The sequence below is a fragment of the Caballeronia sp. Sq4a genome (assembly GCF_023170545.1).
GTDB lineage: Bacteria > Pseudomonadota > Gammaproteobacteria > Burkholderiales > Burkholderiaceae > Caballeronia.
The window spans coordinates 991,037-1,008,336 of the sequence record NZ_CP084250.1 but is presented as its reverse complement, the minus strand read 5'-3'; the positions used below and the strand labels follow the sequence as shown (position 1 = coordinate 1,008,336).

12 protein-coding genes are annotated in these 17,300 nt (G+C 64.3%); 3 read left to right on the top strand and 9 right to left on the bottom strand.

Features of this window, described 5'->3' with window-relative positions; all coding sequences use genetic code 11:
- Nucleotides 1-5 precede the first annotated feature (5 nt).
- The 3 genes from ntrC to glnA form a co-directional block, all read right to left on the bottom strand.
- The gene (gene ntrC / locus LDZ24_RS04625; protein WP_175939974.1) at nucleotides 6-1,490 is read right to left on the bottom strand and encodes a nitrogen regulation protein NR(I); all 1,485 of its coding nucleotides are present in this window, start codon (nucleotides 1,488-1,490) and stop codon (nucleotides 6-8) included.
- Nucleotides 1,491-1,652: 162 nt separating this feature from the next.
- The gene (glnL, locus tag LDZ24_RS04620; protein WP_248322274.1) at nucleotides 1,653-2,795 is read right to left on the bottom strand and encodes a nitrogen regulation protein NR(II); all 1,143 of its coding nucleotides are present in this window, start codon (nucleotides 2,793-2,795) and stop codon (nucleotides 1,653-1,655) included.
- Nucleotides 2,796-2,962: 167 nt separating this feature from the next.
- The gene (glnA, locus tag LDZ24_RS04615; RefSeq protein ID WP_175939973.1) at nucleotides 2,963-4,378 is read right to left on the bottom strand and encodes a type I glutamate--ammonia ligase; all 1,416 of its coding nucleotides are present in this window, start codon (nucleotides 4,376-4,378) and stop codon (nucleotides 2,963-2,965) included.
- Nucleotides 4,379-4,735: 357 nt separating this feature from the next.
- Between glnA and LDZ24_RS04610 the strand changes: the two genes are divergently transcribed.
- Nucleotides 4,736-5,200, top strand: coding sequence for a rhodanese-like domain-containing protein (locus LDZ24_RS04610; protein ID WP_248321837.1), 465 nt, complete (start codon nucleotides 4,736-4,738; stop codon nucleotides 5,198-5,200).
- Between the two features lie 16 nt (nucleotides 5,201-5,216).
- Here the strand turns inward: LDZ24_RS04610 and LDZ24_RS04605 are convergent, their stop codons facing one another.
- From LDZ24_RS04605 to hrpA, 6 genes are all read right to left on the bottom strand, one after another.
- Nucleotides 5,217-5,906, bottom strand: coding sequence for a copper homeostasis protein CutC (locus tag LDZ24_RS04605; protein ID WP_248321835.1), 690 nt, complete (start codon nucleotides 5,904-5,906; stop codon nucleotides 5,217-5,219).
- The gene (locus LDZ24_RS04600; RefSeq protein ID WP_248321834.1) at nucleotides 5,903-6,715 is read right to left on the bottom strand and encodes a molybdopterin-binding protein; all 813 of its coding nucleotides are present in this window, start codon (nucleotides 6,713-6,715) and stop codon (nucleotides 5,903-5,905) included. Before LDZ24_RS04600 ends, LDZ24_RS04605 begins: the two co-directional genes overlap by 4 nt.
- A 29-nt stretch (nucleotides 6,716-6,744) precedes the next feature.
- A complete protein-coding gene (locus LDZ24_RS04595) occupies nucleotides 6,745-7,581 on the bottom strand; it encodes an EI24 domain-containing protein (RefSeq protein ID WP_248321832.1) in 837 nt (278 codons plus the stop codon).
- A gap of 87 nt (nucleotides 7,582-7,668) precedes the next feature.
- Nucleotides 7,669-8,685 carry a sterol desaturase family protein gene (locus LDZ24_RS04590; protein ID WP_248321830.1) on the bottom strand — a complete coding sequence of 339 codons (1,017 nt, stop codon included), beginning with the start codon at nucleotides 8,683-8,685 and terminating at the stop codon, nucleotides 7,669-7,671.
- A gap of 108 nt (nucleotides 8,686-8,793) precedes the next feature.
- On the bottom strand, nucleotides 8,794-9,816 hold the full coding sequence (locus LDZ24_RS04585) for a beta-propeller fold lactonase family protein (protein ID WP_248322273.1): 1,023 nt from the start codon (nucleotides 9,814-9,816) through the stop codon (nucleotides 8,794-8,796).
- A 156-nt stretch (nucleotides 9,817-9,972) separates the two neighbouring features.
- Nucleotides 9,973-14,472, bottom strand: coding sequence for an ATP-dependent RNA helicase HrpA (gene hrpA, locus LDZ24_RS04580; protein WP_371747390.1), 4,500 nt, complete (start codon nucleotides 14,470-14,472; stop codon nucleotides 9,973-9,975).
- Between the two features lie 661 nt (nucleotides 14,473-15,133).
- Between hrpA and argA the strand changes: the two genes are divergently transcribed.
- A complete protein-coding gene (gene argA, locus LDZ24_RS04575) occupies nucleotides 15,134-16,504 on the top strand; it encodes an amino-acid N-acetyltransferase (protein ID WP_175939965.1) in 1,371 nt (456 codons plus the stop codon).
- Between the two features lie 90 nt (nucleotides 16,505-16,594).
- Complete coding sequence (locus LDZ24_RS04570; protein WP_159835747.1) at nucleotides 16,595-16,867, top strand: oxidative damage protection protein; 273 nt, start codon at nucleotides 16,595-16,597, stop codon at nucleotides 16,865-16,867.
- The last annotated feature ends 433 nt before the right edge of the window (nucleotides 16,868-17,300 follow it).

Here is a 17,300-nt window from a genome sequence, read left to right as displayed (position 1 = left end):
TGTCGTCACGCGTCGAGATGCAGTTCCTGAATCTTGCGCGTGATCGTGTTGCGTCCGATGCCTAAGCGCTCCGCCGCTTCGACCTTGCGCCCGCGCGTGAAGTCGAGCGCCTCGCGGATCACGGCGGCTTCGAAGCGGCGCGCGAGTTCGTCCATGACATCGGCGGAGTTTTCGCGCAAGAGGCGCGCGACTTCCGTGCGCAAGCCGTTTTCCCACACGCTCGCCGGCACGCCCGCTGGCGGCGTCGATGCGGGCGCCGAGGCCGGCATGGCCGAGCCGTTCGGCGCGACCGCGCCATCGGTCGATACGGCGATGCTCTCCGGCGTGACGTCCTGACGCGGCGTGAGATCGGGCGGCAAGTCCTTCTGCTCAATGACCTGTGCGGGCGCCATCACGGTGAGCCAGTTGCACAGGTTTTCGAGCTGGCGCACGTTGCCGGGAAACGGCAGCGACGCGAGATAAGCGAGCGCGCTGTCGGACACGCGCTTGGGCTCGACGCCCAGGTCGCGCGCGCTCTTTTGCAGGAAGTGCCGCGTGAGCAGCGGAATGTCCTCGCTGCGTTCGCGCAGCGCCGGCAGACGCAGGCGAATCACGTTCAGGCGATGGTACAAGTCCTCGCGAAACAAGCCCTGCCGCACGCGCGATTCCAGATTCTGGTGCGTCGCCGCGATCACGCGCACGTTCGCGCGCAGCGGATTGTGGCCGCCGACCCGATAGAACTGCCCGTCGGACAACACGCGCAAGAGCCGCGTTTGCAGATCGAACGGCATGTCGCCGATTTCATCGAGAAAGAGCGTGCCGTTCTCGGCCTGTTCGAAGCGGCCCTGCCGCATGGCCTGCGCGCCCGTGAACGCGCCGCGTTCGTGGCCGAATAGTTCGGACTCCAGCAGATCTTTCGGGATCGCGGCAGTATTGAGCGCGATGAACGGCCCGTTGGCCCGCGGGCTATGTCGGTGCAACGCGCGCGCGACAAGCTCCTTTCCGGTGCCTGATTCGCCGGTGATGAGCACGGTCGCCGCCGAATGCGACAGGCGGCCGATTGCGCGGAACATGTCCTGCATCGCGGGCGCTTGTCCCAGCATCTCGGGCGTCTCGGTCACGCGCTCATCGTACGCGGCCTCGCCGCGCATGCTTTCGTCGACGGCGCGGCGGATGAGCTCCACTGCCTTGTCGATATCGAAGGGCTTCGCGAGATATTCGAACGCGCCGCCCTGGAACGCGGCGACCGCGCTATCGAGATCGGAAAACGCCGTCATGATGATGACGGGCAGTCCCGGCAGCCTGTCGCGCACCGTTTGCAGCAGTTCGAGCCCGGAGCCGCCGGGCATGCGGATATCGGATACCAGCACTTGCGGGCTTTCGGTTTCGAGCGCGGCAAGCGCGTCGCGCACGCCCGAGAAACTGCGCGTCGTGAAGTTCTCTCGTGCGAGCGCTTTTTCGAGCACCCAACGGATGGATTGGTCGTCGTCTACTATCCAGATCGGCTTCATATCGTTCGGCGAGAAGTCTTCGTGTGGTTCGGTGTATGCCCGTCGAAACGGTCAGGCTTCGTGGCTTCGCGCGAAAATCGCGGCCCGCAGTCTGGTGAATGTCGATGTTGGTTGATTCGCGTGTCAGTTCCCGGTGTCAATTTTCGGTGTCAGTTCCCGGTGTCAATTTCCGAATGGCAGCAAGATGGCGAACTCAGTGCAGCCCGGCTTGCTCTCCACTTCGATCAGTCCGTCGTGCTGCTGCACGAACGACTGCGCGAGCGTGAGGCCGAGGCCGCTTCCGTCTTCCCTGCCCGACACGAGCGGAAAGAAGATGCGGTCGCGGATATCGCCGGGAATGCCAGGACCGTTGTCAGTGATATGCAAGTCCAGTGCCAGTTTGTGCAGGCGCTTGCCGATGGTCACCTTGCGCGCGATGCGCGTGCGCAGCTCGATCTTCGCGTCGCCTTGCGAGATGCGCTCCTTGAGCGCCTCGGCCGCGTTGCGCACGATGTTGAGCAGCGCCTGAATCAGTTGCTCCTTGTCGCCGCGCAAGTCGGGCACGCTCACGTCGTAGTCGCGCTCGATGGTGAGGCCGCGCGGAAACTCCGCGAGGATCACCGCGCGCACGCGCTCGCAAACTTCGTGAATGTTGACGTCGCCGACGATATGCGGATGCCGGTGCGGCTCCAGTAAGCGATCGACAAGCGTCTGCAAACGGTCGGATTCCTTGATGATGACCTGCGTGTATTCGCGCAACTCGTCGCGTTCGCGCGCGCCGAGTTCGAATTCGAGCAGTTGCGCCGCGCCGCGAATGCCGCCGAGCGGATTCTTGATCTCGTGCGCGAGATTGCGGATGAGTTGCTTGTTGACCGCCGTCAGATCGTGGATGCGCTCTTCGCGATCCGTGCGCAGATGGCGCTCGTTCTCGAAGAGTTCGAGCAGCACGTAATCGGTCGCGGCTTCGAGATACGCGACGATCGCATGCACATGAACCGGCTCGCGTCCCGCGCGTTCGAGCGCCGCGTCGAGCCGCGTCGCGTTGAAGCGGTTCTCCGCGATGGAAGCGATCGTCGTCGCCAGTTCGTCGGCGTTCGCGAAGAGTTCGGGCCAATGCGTCTGCATCAGTTGCTTGCGCGACATCTCCAGCATCGACTCCGCCGACGGGTTCGCGTACGCGATCCTCAGATTGCGCTTGTCGAGCACCAGCACGACAGTCGGCAGCGCTTCGAGGCCGGGCAGCAACCCGGTCGCGGCGAGTTGCGTGTCGTCGGAGAGCGCATCGGCGTGACCCTTTCGCGCCTTGATCAGATTCTTGAGCACCATCGTGCAATGATTGAGGTCGTTCGTGCTACCGATCTTCTTCTCGTTGCGTGACAACCGCGAGCGATTAAAAAAGGGACGGCGCGCCGTCCCTTTTCCGTCGTTCTTCATGACATGCGGCGAGCGCGCTTCATCGAATTAAAATCAACGAAACGCGCTGCCTTCATGCGTTACAGCGAGTAGTACATCTCGAACTCGATCGGGTGCACCGCCTGACGATAACGCTGCAGCTCGTTCGTCTTCAGTTCGATGTACGCGTCGAGCATCGAATCCGTGAACACGCCACCGCGCGTCAGGAACTCGCGGTCGCCGTCCAGCGCGTCGAGCGCCTGATCGAGGCCCGCGCACACGGTCGGGATCTTCGCGTCTTCTTCCGGCGGCAGGTCGTACAGATTCTTGTCCGCGGCTTCGCCCGGATGAATCTTGTTCTGCACGCCGTCGAGACCCGCCATCATCAGCGCGGAGAAGCACAGGTACGGATTCGCAAGCGGATCCGGGAAGCGCGTTTCGATACGGCGGCCCTTCGGGTTGCTCACGTGCGGAATGCGGATCGACGCCGAACGGTTGCGAGCCGAGTAAGCCAGCTTCACGGGCGCTTCGAAGTGCGGCACGAGGCGCTTGTACGAGTTCGTACCCGGATTCGTGATCGCGTTCAGCGCGCGTGCATGCTTGATGATGCCGCCGATGTAGAACAGCGCGAATTCCGACAGGCCCGCATAGCCGTTGCCCGCGAACAGGTTCTGGCCGTCCTTCCAGATGGACTGGTGAACGTGCATGCCCGAGCCGTTATCGCCGACGATCGGCTTCGGCATGAACGTCGCCGTCTTGCCGTACGTATGCGCGACGTTGTGGATGATGTACTTCATCTGCTGCAGCCAGTCCGCGCGCTGAACCAGCGTCGAGAACTTGGTGCCGATTTCGTTCTGGCCCTGGCCCGCCACTTCGTGGTGGTGCACTTCGACCGGAATGCCGATCTGTTCTAGCAGCAGACACATTTCCGAGCGGATGTCCTGGAACGTGTCGACCGGCGCGACCGGGAAGTAGCCGCCCTTCGTGCCCGGACGGTGGCCGGTGTTGCCGCCTTCGAATTCCTTCGCCGACGACCACGGCGCTTCTTCCGAGCCGATCTTCACGAACGTGCCCGACTGGTCCGTGTTCCACTGCACCGAATCGAAAATGAAGAATTCCGGCTCCGGACCGAAGAACGCGGTGTCGCCGAGGCCCGAGCTCTTCAGATACGCTTCGGCGCGCTTCGCGAGCGAACGCGGGTCGCGCTCGTAGCCCTTGCCGTCGGCCGGCTCGACCACGTCGCAGGTCAGAACCAGCGTGGATTCTTCGTAGAACGGGTCGATGAACGCGGTGTCCGCATCCGGCACGAGCAGCATGTCCGACGCTTCGATACCCTTCCAGCCGGCGATGGACGAACCGTCGAAAGCGTGGCCGCTTTCAAATTTGTCTTCGTCGAATGCCGAGACCGGCACGGAAACGTGTTGTTCTTTGCCGCGCGTGTCGGTGAAGCGAAAATCGACAAACTTGACGTCCTCGTCCTTGACGAGTTGCATGACGTCGGCCACGGATTTACTCATTACCTATCTCCTGATTAACAAAAGTCGGCGAATCGCTCCGCCGCCTCGACCAATTCTGCACTGCCGTTTCAATCGAGGGTGGAAAAAGCAGCTTCTATGCCACGTGCTTTATGCGCAGGCTAAATGCCTGAACTGCTTAGGTTTTTAAACGAGGCGCAAGCGGTGCCCGATTTTGCCACCTCGCTGGTGCCAACGACTCAGCACCAAATATGTGCATCCATCCTAGCACGGCCATCCGCTCGCACTATTTCCGTGCGTCGCTATCGTGATGCACCTAAAACGTGCTGAACTGTTCCCGAGTTGCGCGCTTGCACAGCACGCTAAAATTAATCGTTTAGCCAACGGAGACACCTCGCCATGACTACGCTTGACCAACTGTACGGCAAAGCTGCGAGCCGGGCCGCCGAGAACAATCTCACCTACGCGGGCGCGCTGCTGCCCGCCGAAGCCTTCGAGTTCCTTCAACTCGAACCGCGCGCTCGCCTGGTCGACGTGCGCACCCGCGCGGAGCTCGACTGGGTGGGCCGGCCGGCGATCAACGGCGAGCAATACGCGCACATCGAATGGATCCGCTACCCGGGTTCGGTGCCGAACGCTGAGTTTATCGAACAATTAAGACAAATCGCCACTCCTGATACGCCGCTCCTGTTTCTGTGCCGCAGCGCCGCGCGTTCTAAGCTCGCCGCCGTCGCCGCGCAAAATCAGGGGTTCACGAAAGCCTATGACCTGCTGGAAGGCTTCGAAGGCGACAAGGACGGTCAGGGGCACCGCAAGACGGTCTCAGGATGGTGCTTTCGCGGATTGCCGTGGATCGGGGCGTGAGGCCGCGCGTCGGGCGCTAGCCGTCGAGCAATGCCCGCGCGCGGGCGACCGCGGCTTCGTCGACGGGCGCGAGCCCTTTGCCGCCGATCCGCACGCCCGAGCCGAAGTGGACCGCGCGCACGCGTGTCGTAGCGACGAAGGGCGCGAGCGCGTCCACGGTCAGGCCCGCCCCGGCGAGCACGGTGCAATGCGTGCCTTTCGAGCGCTCGACGAGCGATCTGATGTGCGCTTGCGCTTGCAGCACCGACGGTTGGCCGCCAGACGTCAGCACGTTCGTGATGGCGTCGAACCCGAGCAGCGTGTCGAAGGCAGCGGACAAATCGCGCGCCTCGTCGATCGCGCGGTGGAACGTGAGCGGCAAGCCATCGGCGGCGTCGATCACGCGCGAGAGCGCATCGGTGTCGATATCGCCGTTCTCGCGCAGCATACCCACGACGATCGCGTTCGCACGGGTCTTCGCGATGGCGCGAACGTCGCGCAGCATGACGCCCAGATCGTCGGCATCGTAGACGAACGAGCGGCTATGCGGACGCACGATCACGTTCACCGAAATGCCGACCGCGTCCACGACCGCTTCGATCAGCCCGATGCTCGGCGTCAGCCCGCCCTCGCCCTTCGCGGTGATCAGTTCGATGCGGTTCGCCCCGCCGCGCTCGGCGGCGCGCGCGTCCGCGACCGTCGTCGCGATGACTTCGAGCAGAATCAACGCGCGTCCTCCGGCGGCACTTCGACAATCTCGCCACCCAGCGCCGCCACGCCTTCGCGCAGCGCCTCGAACGCGGCGTTGGCGCGCTCGGGATCGCCCTTCACGCCCAGATCGATGTGCGGCCGCGCGTACAGCGCCCCGCGCGCCGCGTCGCCGACGCTCGGCAAGCTAAAGGCCCGCACGCCGGCGAAATCGCGCTCGATGGCAACCATCAGCGGCGTGATGCGCGATTCCGGCAAGCCGAAGACGAGCAGCGATCGCTCGACATACGGCGTCGCGTGGTGCAGATGCGCGTATTTCGTGTCGAGCACCCATTCGATCATCGGCCACGCCATGACCGGAAAGCCCGGCACGAAGTGATGGTCGCCGACCGAAAAGCCCGGAATCTTGTTGTAGCTGTTCGGAATGATCTCGGCGCCTTGCGGGAACATGCCCATGTTCAGCCGATGCAGGTTCTCGGGCGAATCCAGATCCGCGGGCTGGTCGCCCGCCATGTCGCGGATGCGCGCGCGGATCAGTTCCGCCGCTTCCGGCTGCAACGCGAGCGGCACGCCGAGCGCCTTGGCCGCGCACTGCCGCGTGTGATCGTCGGGCGTCGCGCCGATGCCGCCGGTCGAAAACACGATGTCGCCCGACGCGAACGTGCGCGCGAGCGTCGCGGTGATGCGCGCGGGATCGTCGCCGACGTATTCCGCCCAGTCGAGGGACAGCCCACGCGCGCCCAACAGTTCGATGACTTTCGGCAGATGCTTGTCCGTGCGCCGCCCGGACAGGATTTCGTCGCCGATGATGATGACGCCAATGCCCATGAGTGCCTCTTCTTTCTGTTGACTGCCGTTCAGGACTGCGCCGTGATGGCCGGATAACGCGGCTCGTTCGCCCGCAGCCGCGCGAGCGCGTGCAGGCAATAGTGCGCGAACCACAGCGCCGAAAACACGAGAATGAACGCATACGCCCAGATCGTCACCGCGGCCACGACCGGAAACAGCGGCAGGAGCCAGACCGACCACGCCCACAGCAGCGTCGGAACGGAACTCAATAGTCCGCTCACGATGCCGATGGCGAGCAGCGGCCAGCGCGATTCGCGCACGATCGCGCGCCGTTCGTCGGGGCTCGCGTGCACGGCGAGCGCGTCGTAAGTCATCACGCGATACGTGAGCCAGCCCCACAGGAGCGGCGGAATCAGCGCGAAGAAAGGCGGGATCAACCAGAGCGGCAAGGTCACGACGAGCGCGACGAGGCACACGATGGTCGTCACCACCGAATGCCCGAGGCTGCCGTACCACGAGCCGCCGCGCCGGGCTTCGAGCGCTGCATAGTGGCCTTTCGGACTCCGCGTGAGCAGCTTGATGACGCCCGGCATCGAAAGCGTGGCGATTAGCAGAAGCACGGTCACGACGATCAGCGGAATCGTCATGATGACGACGAGAAACGGCGCGATGACCGCGTGCAGCGACGAAAAGCCGACGGCGTCGAAAAGGCGGTACATCGCGGAGGTCAGCGCCCAGCCGTCGAGCCAGCCGTTCGCCGCGCCGGTGAGCGTCTGCCAGAAGAACCACAGGATCGCGCCCCAGACGGCGGTGGCGACCGCGAACGGCATCAGCGTGAGCCAGAGCATGCGCGGATGGAAGACGTTCGCCAGCGCGCGCACGAACGAACGCAGCAGATCATTCATGCGTGATTCGTTGAAGGAAGAGTAAGCGACAGGATAAACCAGCGCGGGTTAGGCGCGCTGGCAACCACAAGAAGGCGAATGAAAGGCTCAGAGGGCAGCCGGCCGCTTGCCGGAATCCGCCGCGCGCCGCGACGCGAGACGCGCGCCGATGCGCTTGAACGCGAGCCAATGCTGCTCGAAGAAGCCGTCGCCGTAATTGACGGGCGCCAAGCCCGGCGCGCCCAGTTGATCGCGGATGCCGGTCGGCTCGACGGTGCGGTCGAACGACGCCGAGCGGAACAGGATGTCCCAGAACGAAAACAGCACGCCGAAGTTGCAGCCGTACGCCGTGCCTTCGTGACCATAGCCGATCGCGTGATGACGGCGATGAAACGCAGGACTCACGATCAGCCGGTCGCCGAGCCAGCCGAAATGCAGGCGGATGTTCGCGTGCTGCACGCTCTGCATCAGGTTCGTGATGGCGACGAGCACGACGAATTGCGACGGTTCAACGCCGATCACGAGCGCCACAGCGGCGAAGAAGCTCGCTTGCAGAACGTCGTCGAGCAGGTGGTTGCGGTCGTCGGACCACAGGGACATCTTCTGCTGGCTGTGATGGACGGCGTGCAGTTCCCACCAGATGCCGAAGCGATGCTCCAGCCGGTGATACCAGTAACCGGCCAGGTCCAACAGAATCAGATAGATGGCGAACGTGACGAGCGGCTGCGTGGTCACGCCGGGCCACAGATTGTCGATTTCGAGCGTCGGCACGCTGTGAATGCGCAGCCAGCTCTGCACGGAATCGAAAACAGGCTGGAACGTGAAGAAGAAAAACAGATTGAGGATGCCGAGCTTCACGATCCACGTGTACAGCACGTCCACGCGCACGCCCTTGCGGTCCTGCCATTGCTCGGCGGGGCGCAAGGCTTCCAGCGGGCGGAGGATCGCGTACATCGCGATCACTTCCAGCACGCCGACGATCACCCAGTACAGCGCGTCGTACGTGTCTTCGTCGTAGTCCATCATGCCGATCTTGAACAGCAGCGGCTGCACGACGTCCACGTACAACGTGGTCTGCACGGAAGAAACGAAGCTGTCGAGGGACGAGAGAATGACGTGAAACATGGTGCTCCGTGAAAGTCGGCCGGCCCTGTGACATGACGCCTAGCGGCCCGTGACTCAATCGTAGTACTGGGCGCCCGCGAGCGCCCTTCTCACCGTTCGCCGCCGCGGTCAGGCGCCGTTGGGCGCGGTGACCGGCGCGCGGTCGAGGAAAAAGATGCCGTGCGGCGAACGTCCCACCGCAATGGTCTGGATGAGCTTGCGGTTTGCAAGGTCGATCACGCCGACATGCTTCGCGAAGCGGAACGTCACCCAGAGATACTTTTTATCGGCGGAAAGTTCCATGTCGTCCGGTCCGGGCAAGAGGCCGGTGATATCGCCGACGTTCGTGAGCGTGTCTTCATCGATGATGCTGATGGTGTTCGCCACCCGGTTCGACACCAGAACGTGCTTGCCGTCCGCGAGCGAACGGAAGTTGTGCGCGCCCTTGCCCGTGGGAATCGTCTTCACGACCTTCTGGTTGCGCCAGTCGACGACGGCCACGTAGTCCGCGCCCGTCATGCCGACGAGCAGGAACTTGTCGCCCGGCGTCAGCCAGACGCCCGCCGGCACCTTGCCGACCTTCATCTTCCACTTGACCGTCTGCGTCGGCAGGTCGATGGCCGCGATCTCGCCCGACACCTGAAGCGAGATGAATGCCGTGGAACTGTCGTTCGAGAACGCGATGTGGCTCGGCATGGTCGCGAGCGGCAGGCGCTTGGCGAGGCTCAGATTCTTGCCGTCGTAATGGTAAATATCGAGCCGGTCGAGGCGCAGGCCGGTCGACACGAACCACTTGCGGTCCGGCGAAAAACCGATCTGATACGGATCTTCGATGTCCTGCACCCAGCGTTGCACCGCGCCCGTTTTCGGGTTGACGAACATCAGATTGTTGGACACCGAATTCGCCACGATCAGCGACGAATTGTCGGGCGTCGGCATCAGGTGATGCGGCTCTTTGCCGGTCGGCACCGTGCCGATGACCTGATGCGTGTTTTCGTCGATGAGGCTCAGCGTGGCTTCGGCCGAATTGAGCACGATGACGTTATTGGCGAATGCCGCGGTCGCGGCAAACGCTGCGACCGCCGGAACCGCGAAGCGCGCGGCGCGGGCGGCGGCCGCGCGGAGGCGGCCGGAGAAGAATGTGGAGCGCATGAATGTACACGTCGGAAAGCAGGCGTCATTGTAGAACGTTTGCATGCTCCAACGCGTTGACGATGCGGCTCTTTTTGCGCAATTCGGTGCGCGTGCGCAAGAAATGCCGCCTGTTGGCGCGGCTTTCCGCCACGTTCGCGCCAGAACGCGGACGCGTCACCGCTGCATCGATTCCCAGACCTTGTGGAGGCGCTTCACCGATATCGGCATCGGCGTGCGCAATTCCTGCGCGAAAAGCGACACGCGCAGTTCTTCCAGCAGCCACCGATACTCCGCGAGCCGCGCATCCGCGACGCCGCCGCGTTGCGACAAGGTCCGCTGATACTGCTGCACGAGCGGCAGCAATTCCGCCATCAGGCGCGCGTCGCGGGCGGCGTCGGCCTTCAGCTTGTCGATGCGCAGCGCGATGCCCTTCAGATAGCGCGGGAAGTGCGCGAGCTGCGCGTAGGGCGTGTCGATCACGAAGCGTTTGCCGATCAGCCCGCTCAACTGCGCCTGCATGTCGGCGTAAGCGGTGGCGAAGGGCTTCGCCTGCGCGAGCTTCTTCGTCAGCGCGGCGTACCCCGCGAGAATCGTCCCGGCGAGGCGCGCGATTTCGTTCGCCAGCAACGTGAGGCGCCCTTTCGCGGCATCGCGGCGGGCGTGAAAGCTGGCGTCGTCGTCGGGCAGCGGGTCTTGCAGGCACGCACGGTCCAGCGCCGTCTCGACGATCTGGTCGCGCAACTCGTCGGCGGTGCCGAGGGCCATGTATTGCATCGACATTTCGCGCAGGCCAGGCAGATTCTTCTCCAGATAGCGAATCGGCTCGCGCAATTGCAGCGCGAAGAGCCGCCGCAAGCCCGCGCGATGAATGCGCGCCGCTTCCTCGGGCGAATCGAACACTTCCACGTCGCAGTGCGTGATGCGATCCACCAGCGCCGGATAGCCGAAAAGCGTCTGCCCGCGCCGGCGGATTTCGAGCAACTCGGGCAGCTTGCCGAAGTTCCACGTCGTCAGGTTTTCGTAGAGCGCGGTGCTTTCGGCGGGCGCGGCCTGCGCGGCCGGTACCTTCGAATCGCCCGCATCGCCCCCATCGCTTGAGAGCGCGTCGAGCGCGACGCTCGCCGCTTCCGCCGTGAGCTTCTGAAAGTGCTGCTGCGCCTGTCCGCCGAGTTCTCCGCGCAATTGCGCGAGATTGCGGCCCATCGCGAGTTGCCGGCCGTGCTCGTCGATCACCTTGAAGTTCATAAACAGATGCGCCGGCAGCGTTTCCAGCTTAAAATCCGCGCTTTTCACGGCGATTTGCGTCTGTTCGCGGATATCCGCGATGAGCGCGTCGATCAGCGCGCCGGCGCCGAACTTCGGCCCCGCGTGACGCTCGGCGAAGGCGGCCGCGTATTCCGGCAACGGCACGACATGCCGGCGCAGCTTCTGCGGCAGCGACTTCAAGAGCAGTTGCGTCTTCTCCTTGATCATGCCCGGCACGAGCCATTCGACGCGGCGCGCGTCGATCTGATTCAGCCCGTAGAGCGGCACCGTGAGCGTCACGCCGTCGCGCGGCGCGCCCGGCTCGAAGTGATACGACAGCGTCATTTCGATGCCCGACATCGTCATGCGCTTCGGGAACAGATCCGTCGTGACGCCGGCGGCTTCATGGCGCATGAGGTCGTCGCGCGACAGGAAAAGCAGTTGCTGCCTGCCCTCTTTCTTCTGTTCGTCGCGATACCACCGCTCGAACGCCGCGCCCGTCCAGATGCCTTCGGGCACGAGCGAATCGTAGAACGCGTAGATCAGTTCGTCGTCGACCAGCACGTCCTGGCGGCGCGACTTGTGCTCCAGTTGCTCGATATCCGCGACCAGCTTGCTGTTATGCGCGAAAAACGGCAGACGCGTGTCGAACTCGCCTTCGACGAGCGCGCCGCGAATGAAGAGCTCCCGCGCGTATTTCGGGTCCTGCTTGCCGAAGCTCACGCGCCGCCGCGCGTAGACCGTGAGGCCATAAAGCGTCGCGCGTTCGAACGCGACGACCTGCGCCGCCTTCTTCTCCCAATGCGCGTCCGACAGCGACTTCTTCAGCAAATGCGCGCCGACCGTTTCGAGCCACTCCGGTTCGATCTTCGCGATGGTCCGCGCATACAACCGGCTCGTCTCGACGAGCTCGCCCGCCATCACCCAGCGCCCCGCTTTTTTCAGCAGCGCCGAGCCCGGCCACAAATGGAACTTGATGCCGCGCGCGCCGAGATAATGCGGCTCGTCGTCGGCCTTCACGCCGATGTTGCCGAGCAAGCCCGTCAGCAGCGACAGATGCACCTGCTCGAAGGTCGCATCCGATTCGTTCAACCGCCAGCCATGCTCGCGCACGACGGTCAGCAATTGCGAATGCACATCGCGCCATTCGCGCAGCCGCACATGCGACAGGAAGTTTGCGCGGCACGCGTCGGCGAGCTGCTTGTTCGACTTCTTGTGCGCGACGGCTTCCTCGAACCACTTCCAGATGCGCGTCCATTGCAGGAATTCGGAACGCTCGTCGACGAACTGTCGATGCTTCTCGTCGGCCTGCTCCTGCGCTTCGATCGGCCGGTCGCGCGGGTCCTGCACCGAGAGCGCGGAAGCGATCACGAGCACTTCGGTGAGCGCGTGATGATCGCGCGCGGCGAGGATCATGCGGCCGACGCGCGGATCGAGCGGCAGGCGCGCAAGCTCGCGGCCGAGACTGGTCAACGCGTTGTCGTCATCGACTGCGCCGAGTTCGTTCAGCAATTGATAGCCGTCCGCGATCGCGCGTCCCGGCGGCGGCTCGATGAACGGGAACGTCTCGATTTCCGTCAGGTGCAGCGACTTCATGCGCAGAATCACCGACGCGAGCGACGAACGCAAAATCTCCGGATCGGTGAAGCGCGGACGCGATTGAAAATCCGCTTCGTCGTAAAGCCGGATGCACACGCCGTCAGCCACGCGCCCGCAGCGGCCCGCGCGCTGGTTAGCGGCCGCCTGCGACACCGGCTCGATCTGCAACTGCTCGACCTTGTTGCGGTACGAATAGCGTTTGACGCGCGCGGTGCCCGTATCGACGACATAGCGGATGCCCGGCACCGTCAGCGATGTCTCCGCGACGTTCGTGGCCAGCACGATGCGCCGCGCGTTCGACGGCCTGAACACGCGCTCCTGCTCCTGCGCCGACAGGCGCGCGAATAGCGGCAAAATCTCCGTATGCGGCGGATGGTGCTTGCGCAGCGCCTCGGCGGCGTCGCGGATCTCGCGCTCGCCGGGCAGAAACACGAGCACGTCGCCGGGGCCTTCGCGGCAGAGTTCGTCGACGGCATCGACGATGCCTTCCATCAGATCGCGGTCCGTCTTGCGGTCGCTTCGTTTCTGCGTCGTGCCCTGCGCGTTCTTGATCGCCTCGCTTTCCTCTTCGATCGGGCGATAGCGGATTTCGACCGGATACAGCCGCCCGCTCACTTCGATCACCGGCGCGGGCTTTTCCTCGCTGCCGAAATGGCGCGCGAAACGGCCGGCGTCGATCGTCGCGGACGTGACGATCAGCTTCAGATCCGGGCGCTTCGGCAGGATTTCCTTCAGATAGCCGAGCAGGAAGTCGATGTTGAGGCTGCGTTCGTGCGCCTCGTCGATGATGATCGTGTCGTACGCCTTGAGCAGCGGGTCGGTCTGCGTTTCGGCGAGCAGAATGCCGTCGGTCATCAGCTTGACGGACGCGCCGGGCGCGAGATTGTCCGTGAAGCGCACCTTGTAGCCGACGACTTCGCCGAACGGCGTGCCGAGTTCCTCGGCGATGCGTCGCCCTGTCGCCGAGGCCGCGATCCGGCGTGGCTGCGTGTGGCCGATCAAGCCGGCGCCGCCCGCGCCGAGGCCGCGTCCGAGCGCGAGGCAGATTTTCGGCAGCTGCGTGGTTTTGCCGGAGCCGGTTTCACCGCTGACGATCACGACCTGATTCGACTCGATCGCGCGCGCGATCTCTTCGCGGCGGCCGGAGACGGGCAGCGCCTCGGGGAATGTGATCGGCGGGATCGGGTTCGGCGTGACGGTGCGCGGTTTGTCGCGCTTGCGGTCGGGGCGTGCTTCGGGGCGGGCGTCGGCGCGGGGCGGCGTGTCGGCGCTGCGTGGACTGCGCTCGGCGGGCGTTGTGTCCTGCGTTGCGTTGCGGTCATCGCGATTGGCGGCGGCCGGGTGCGTGTGCTCGTCCGCGTTCACGCGGCGGGCCTCGCGAAGGGATGCGCCGTCCTCCGCTCGGGGGGCCGCGCTCGTTTCGCCGCCCGACGATGCCGCCGCCCGTTCTTGCGAACGAGCGCGACCGGGGCCATCGCTGCGCTCCGATTCACGCTGATTCGATTGTGCCGGCTTCTGTGCGCCGGAAACAGCAGGCGATGAGTCCGCGCGGTGCGGCTTCGCCGCGCTCGCTCCGCGCCGGTCCGGCTGCTCGACGTTCGCGACGTCCCTTGCGCTCCGGCCAGCGTCTGATCGCCCCGCACCATGCGCCTTTCGTGCATCCATTTCGCGTTGATCCGACTGTGCAGACTCTGCGCCGCGCACAGCGGGCGATTGCGTGTGGCGATTGAGCTCCGCCGCCTCCGCGCCGCGTTGGTTTGATTGCGCGGCGTTCGCGCCGCTTTCCGCGTTCGGGAGAGCCGCTGGTTGCGCCGCGCGGTTCTGCTTCATCGCCGCGGATTCCTGTTGATTCGATCGTGCCGGCTTGACGGCGCCTTCCGCGCCGAACCCAACGCGCGATCGAGTCTCGCGATCCGACCTCGGCGCATCCACGCCGCGTTGGCCCGGCTGTGCGGCCTTCGCGCCGTCTTCCGCGCTGCGGCCGGCTCGCGATTGCGTTGCGCGATCCGGCTTCGGTGCAACTGCGCCGCGTTGCACAGGTTGATCAAGCTGCGCGGCATCGTCCGCGCTTCGGACACCGGGCGATCGCGTCGCGCGATCGGACTTCCCCGATGGCCGTGCTGCGCTTTCCGCGCCCGCCCCAGCAACGCGATGGGTCTTGTCAGCACCCGATCCGCGCTCTCCCGCGCTTCGGCCTTTCGAACCCGCGTCGCCCGATGATTTCGGCGCGCGCCCCGCCCCGGCATCACGCGATGGCTGCGTTTGCTTCGCCTCGTCCTGCGCCCCCGCAAACCGCCGCGCCGCCAGCTCCTTCTTGCTAAGCCCGGCCGATTCGCCCGGCGCCTCGCTCGGCCGCGCATCGCGCAACAGGTTCTCGCGCAGTTTCTTCAACTGCTCCTGAGCGGTGAGGGTCTTATCGGCGGACTGCGGCTGGCCCGGCTGAACGGGGCGTCTGGAAACATTCGGCATAGCGTCGCATTATAATCCCGGCATGAATTCCCAAACCGACCTCACCCTCGCGTCGCAGCCGCCCGCAAGCGAAGCCGACGCGCCGACTTCCCTCGGCCAGTTCGTCGACTGGATGCGCTCCGTGGCGCCCTATATTCACGCGTTCCGGAACAAGACGTTCGTCGTCGCGTTCGGCGGGGAACTCGTGCAGGAAGGACGGCTGAACGCGCTGGTGCAGGACGTCGGCCTGCTGCACGCCATGGGCATTCAGATCCTGCTCGTCCACGGCTCGCGTCCGCAACTCGACGAACAGTTGAGCCTGCACGGCGTCGAATCGTCGTTCTCGCATGGACTGCGCATAACGGATGCCCGCGCGCTCGAATCCGCGAAGGAAGCTGCCGGCGAAGTGCGTCTCGACATCGAGGCCGCCATCAGCCAGGGGCTGCCGAACACGCCGATGGCGCACGCGCACATCAGCGTCGTGTCGGGTAACTTCGTGACGGCGCGGCCGGTCGGCATTCTGGATGGCGTCGATTTCCAGCACACGGGCGTCGTGCGCAAGATCGACGGCGACTCGGTGCGTCAGTCGCTCGCGAGCAACAAGATCGTGCTGCTGTCCTCGCTCGGCTTCTCGCCGACGGGCGAAGCCTTCAATCTGTCGATGGAAGACGTCGCATCGGCCGCCGCCATCGCGCTGCGCGCCGACAAGATCATCTTCGTGACCGAAATTCCGGGCCTCGTCGATCAGGAAGGCGCACTGGTGCGCGAAATGTCGCTCGACGACGCCTACCGCCTGCACGAATCCGGCGAATTGCAGGGCGACACCGCGTTCTATCTGAAGCACGCCATTCGCGCCTGTCGCGGCGGCGTGGCACGGGCGCACATCATTCCGTATGCGCTCGACGGCAGCGTGCTGCTCGAACTGTTCCTGCACGACGGCGTCGGCACGATGATCTCGTACGAGAACCTCGAAAGCCTGCGCGAAGCCACGCCCGACGACGTCGGCGGCATTCTCACGCTGATCGAGCCGCTCGAAGCCGACGGCACGCTGGTGCGGCGCGGGCGTCATCAAATCGAGCGGGATATCGATCACTTCTCGGTCATCGAGCACGACGGCGTGCTCTTCGGCTGCGCGGCGCTCTATCCGTACACGCAGGAGCGCATCGGCGAGATGGCGTGTCTCACGGTCGCGCCTGAAGCGCAAGGTTCCGGCGACGGCGAGCGCCTTCTGAAACGCATCGAGCAGCGCGCCCGCGCGCGCGGCCTTACGCGCATCTTCGTGCTGACGACGCGTACCGAACACTGGTTCCTCAAGCGCGGCTTCGTGAAGGTGACGGTGGACGATCTGCCGGAAGACCGCCGCCGCCTCTACAACTGGCAGCGCAAGTCGCTCGTCTTGATGAAACAGCTTTGAACTGACTACGGACGCGCGCCGCGCGTGTCCGATTGCAAATCATGGAACCGGTAGGCCAAGCCGACACCGGTCGATAAAGGAGAAACACAGATGGCCCGAATGGTTCAATGCGCAAAGCTCGGCAAGGAAGCCGAGGGACTGGACTTCCCGCCGCTGCCGGGTGAACTCGGCAAGCGCATCTACGAGACGATCTCGAAGGAAGCGTGGCAAGGCTGGCTCAAGCAGCAGACGATGCTCATCAACGAAAATCGCCTGAACATGGCCGACCCGCGCGCGCGCCAATACCTGCTTAAGCAAACGGAGAAGTATTTCTTCGGCGAAGGCGCCGATACGGCCTCGGGCTACGTGCCGCCGCAGAGCTGATTTCCGCCTCGCGACCGTCGCAAAAACCGACCCTTCGAGGTCGGTTTTTTATTGCTTGCACGTACCGTTTAGAACATCGGATGCACAGGACACAATTTAGCGCAATCCTAAGCCCCGTAAAGGATAGAGCCGGGTCGGTACTGCTCGAATTACAGGCCGGTTTGCAGATCGTCTGTCATCGTGTTATCATCTTGCTCGTTATCAACAGCAATTCACCATCATTCACGCGCGGCCTGCCCGGCATATCGTTTATCGGGTAACGCGTGGTAGTGACAGTTTTTATACAAAGAGGCTTGTCGGTTAAGCAGTACGCCGGCCTTTTTCGTTCCAAGCCTTAGTTTTCGCCGACGTTGCGGTTCCACCCGCGGCTGCCTCCCGGCTTGCCGTCCGCGCGTCCAATTCGTTTGTTTTATCCGAGTGCAATTTCGCGACT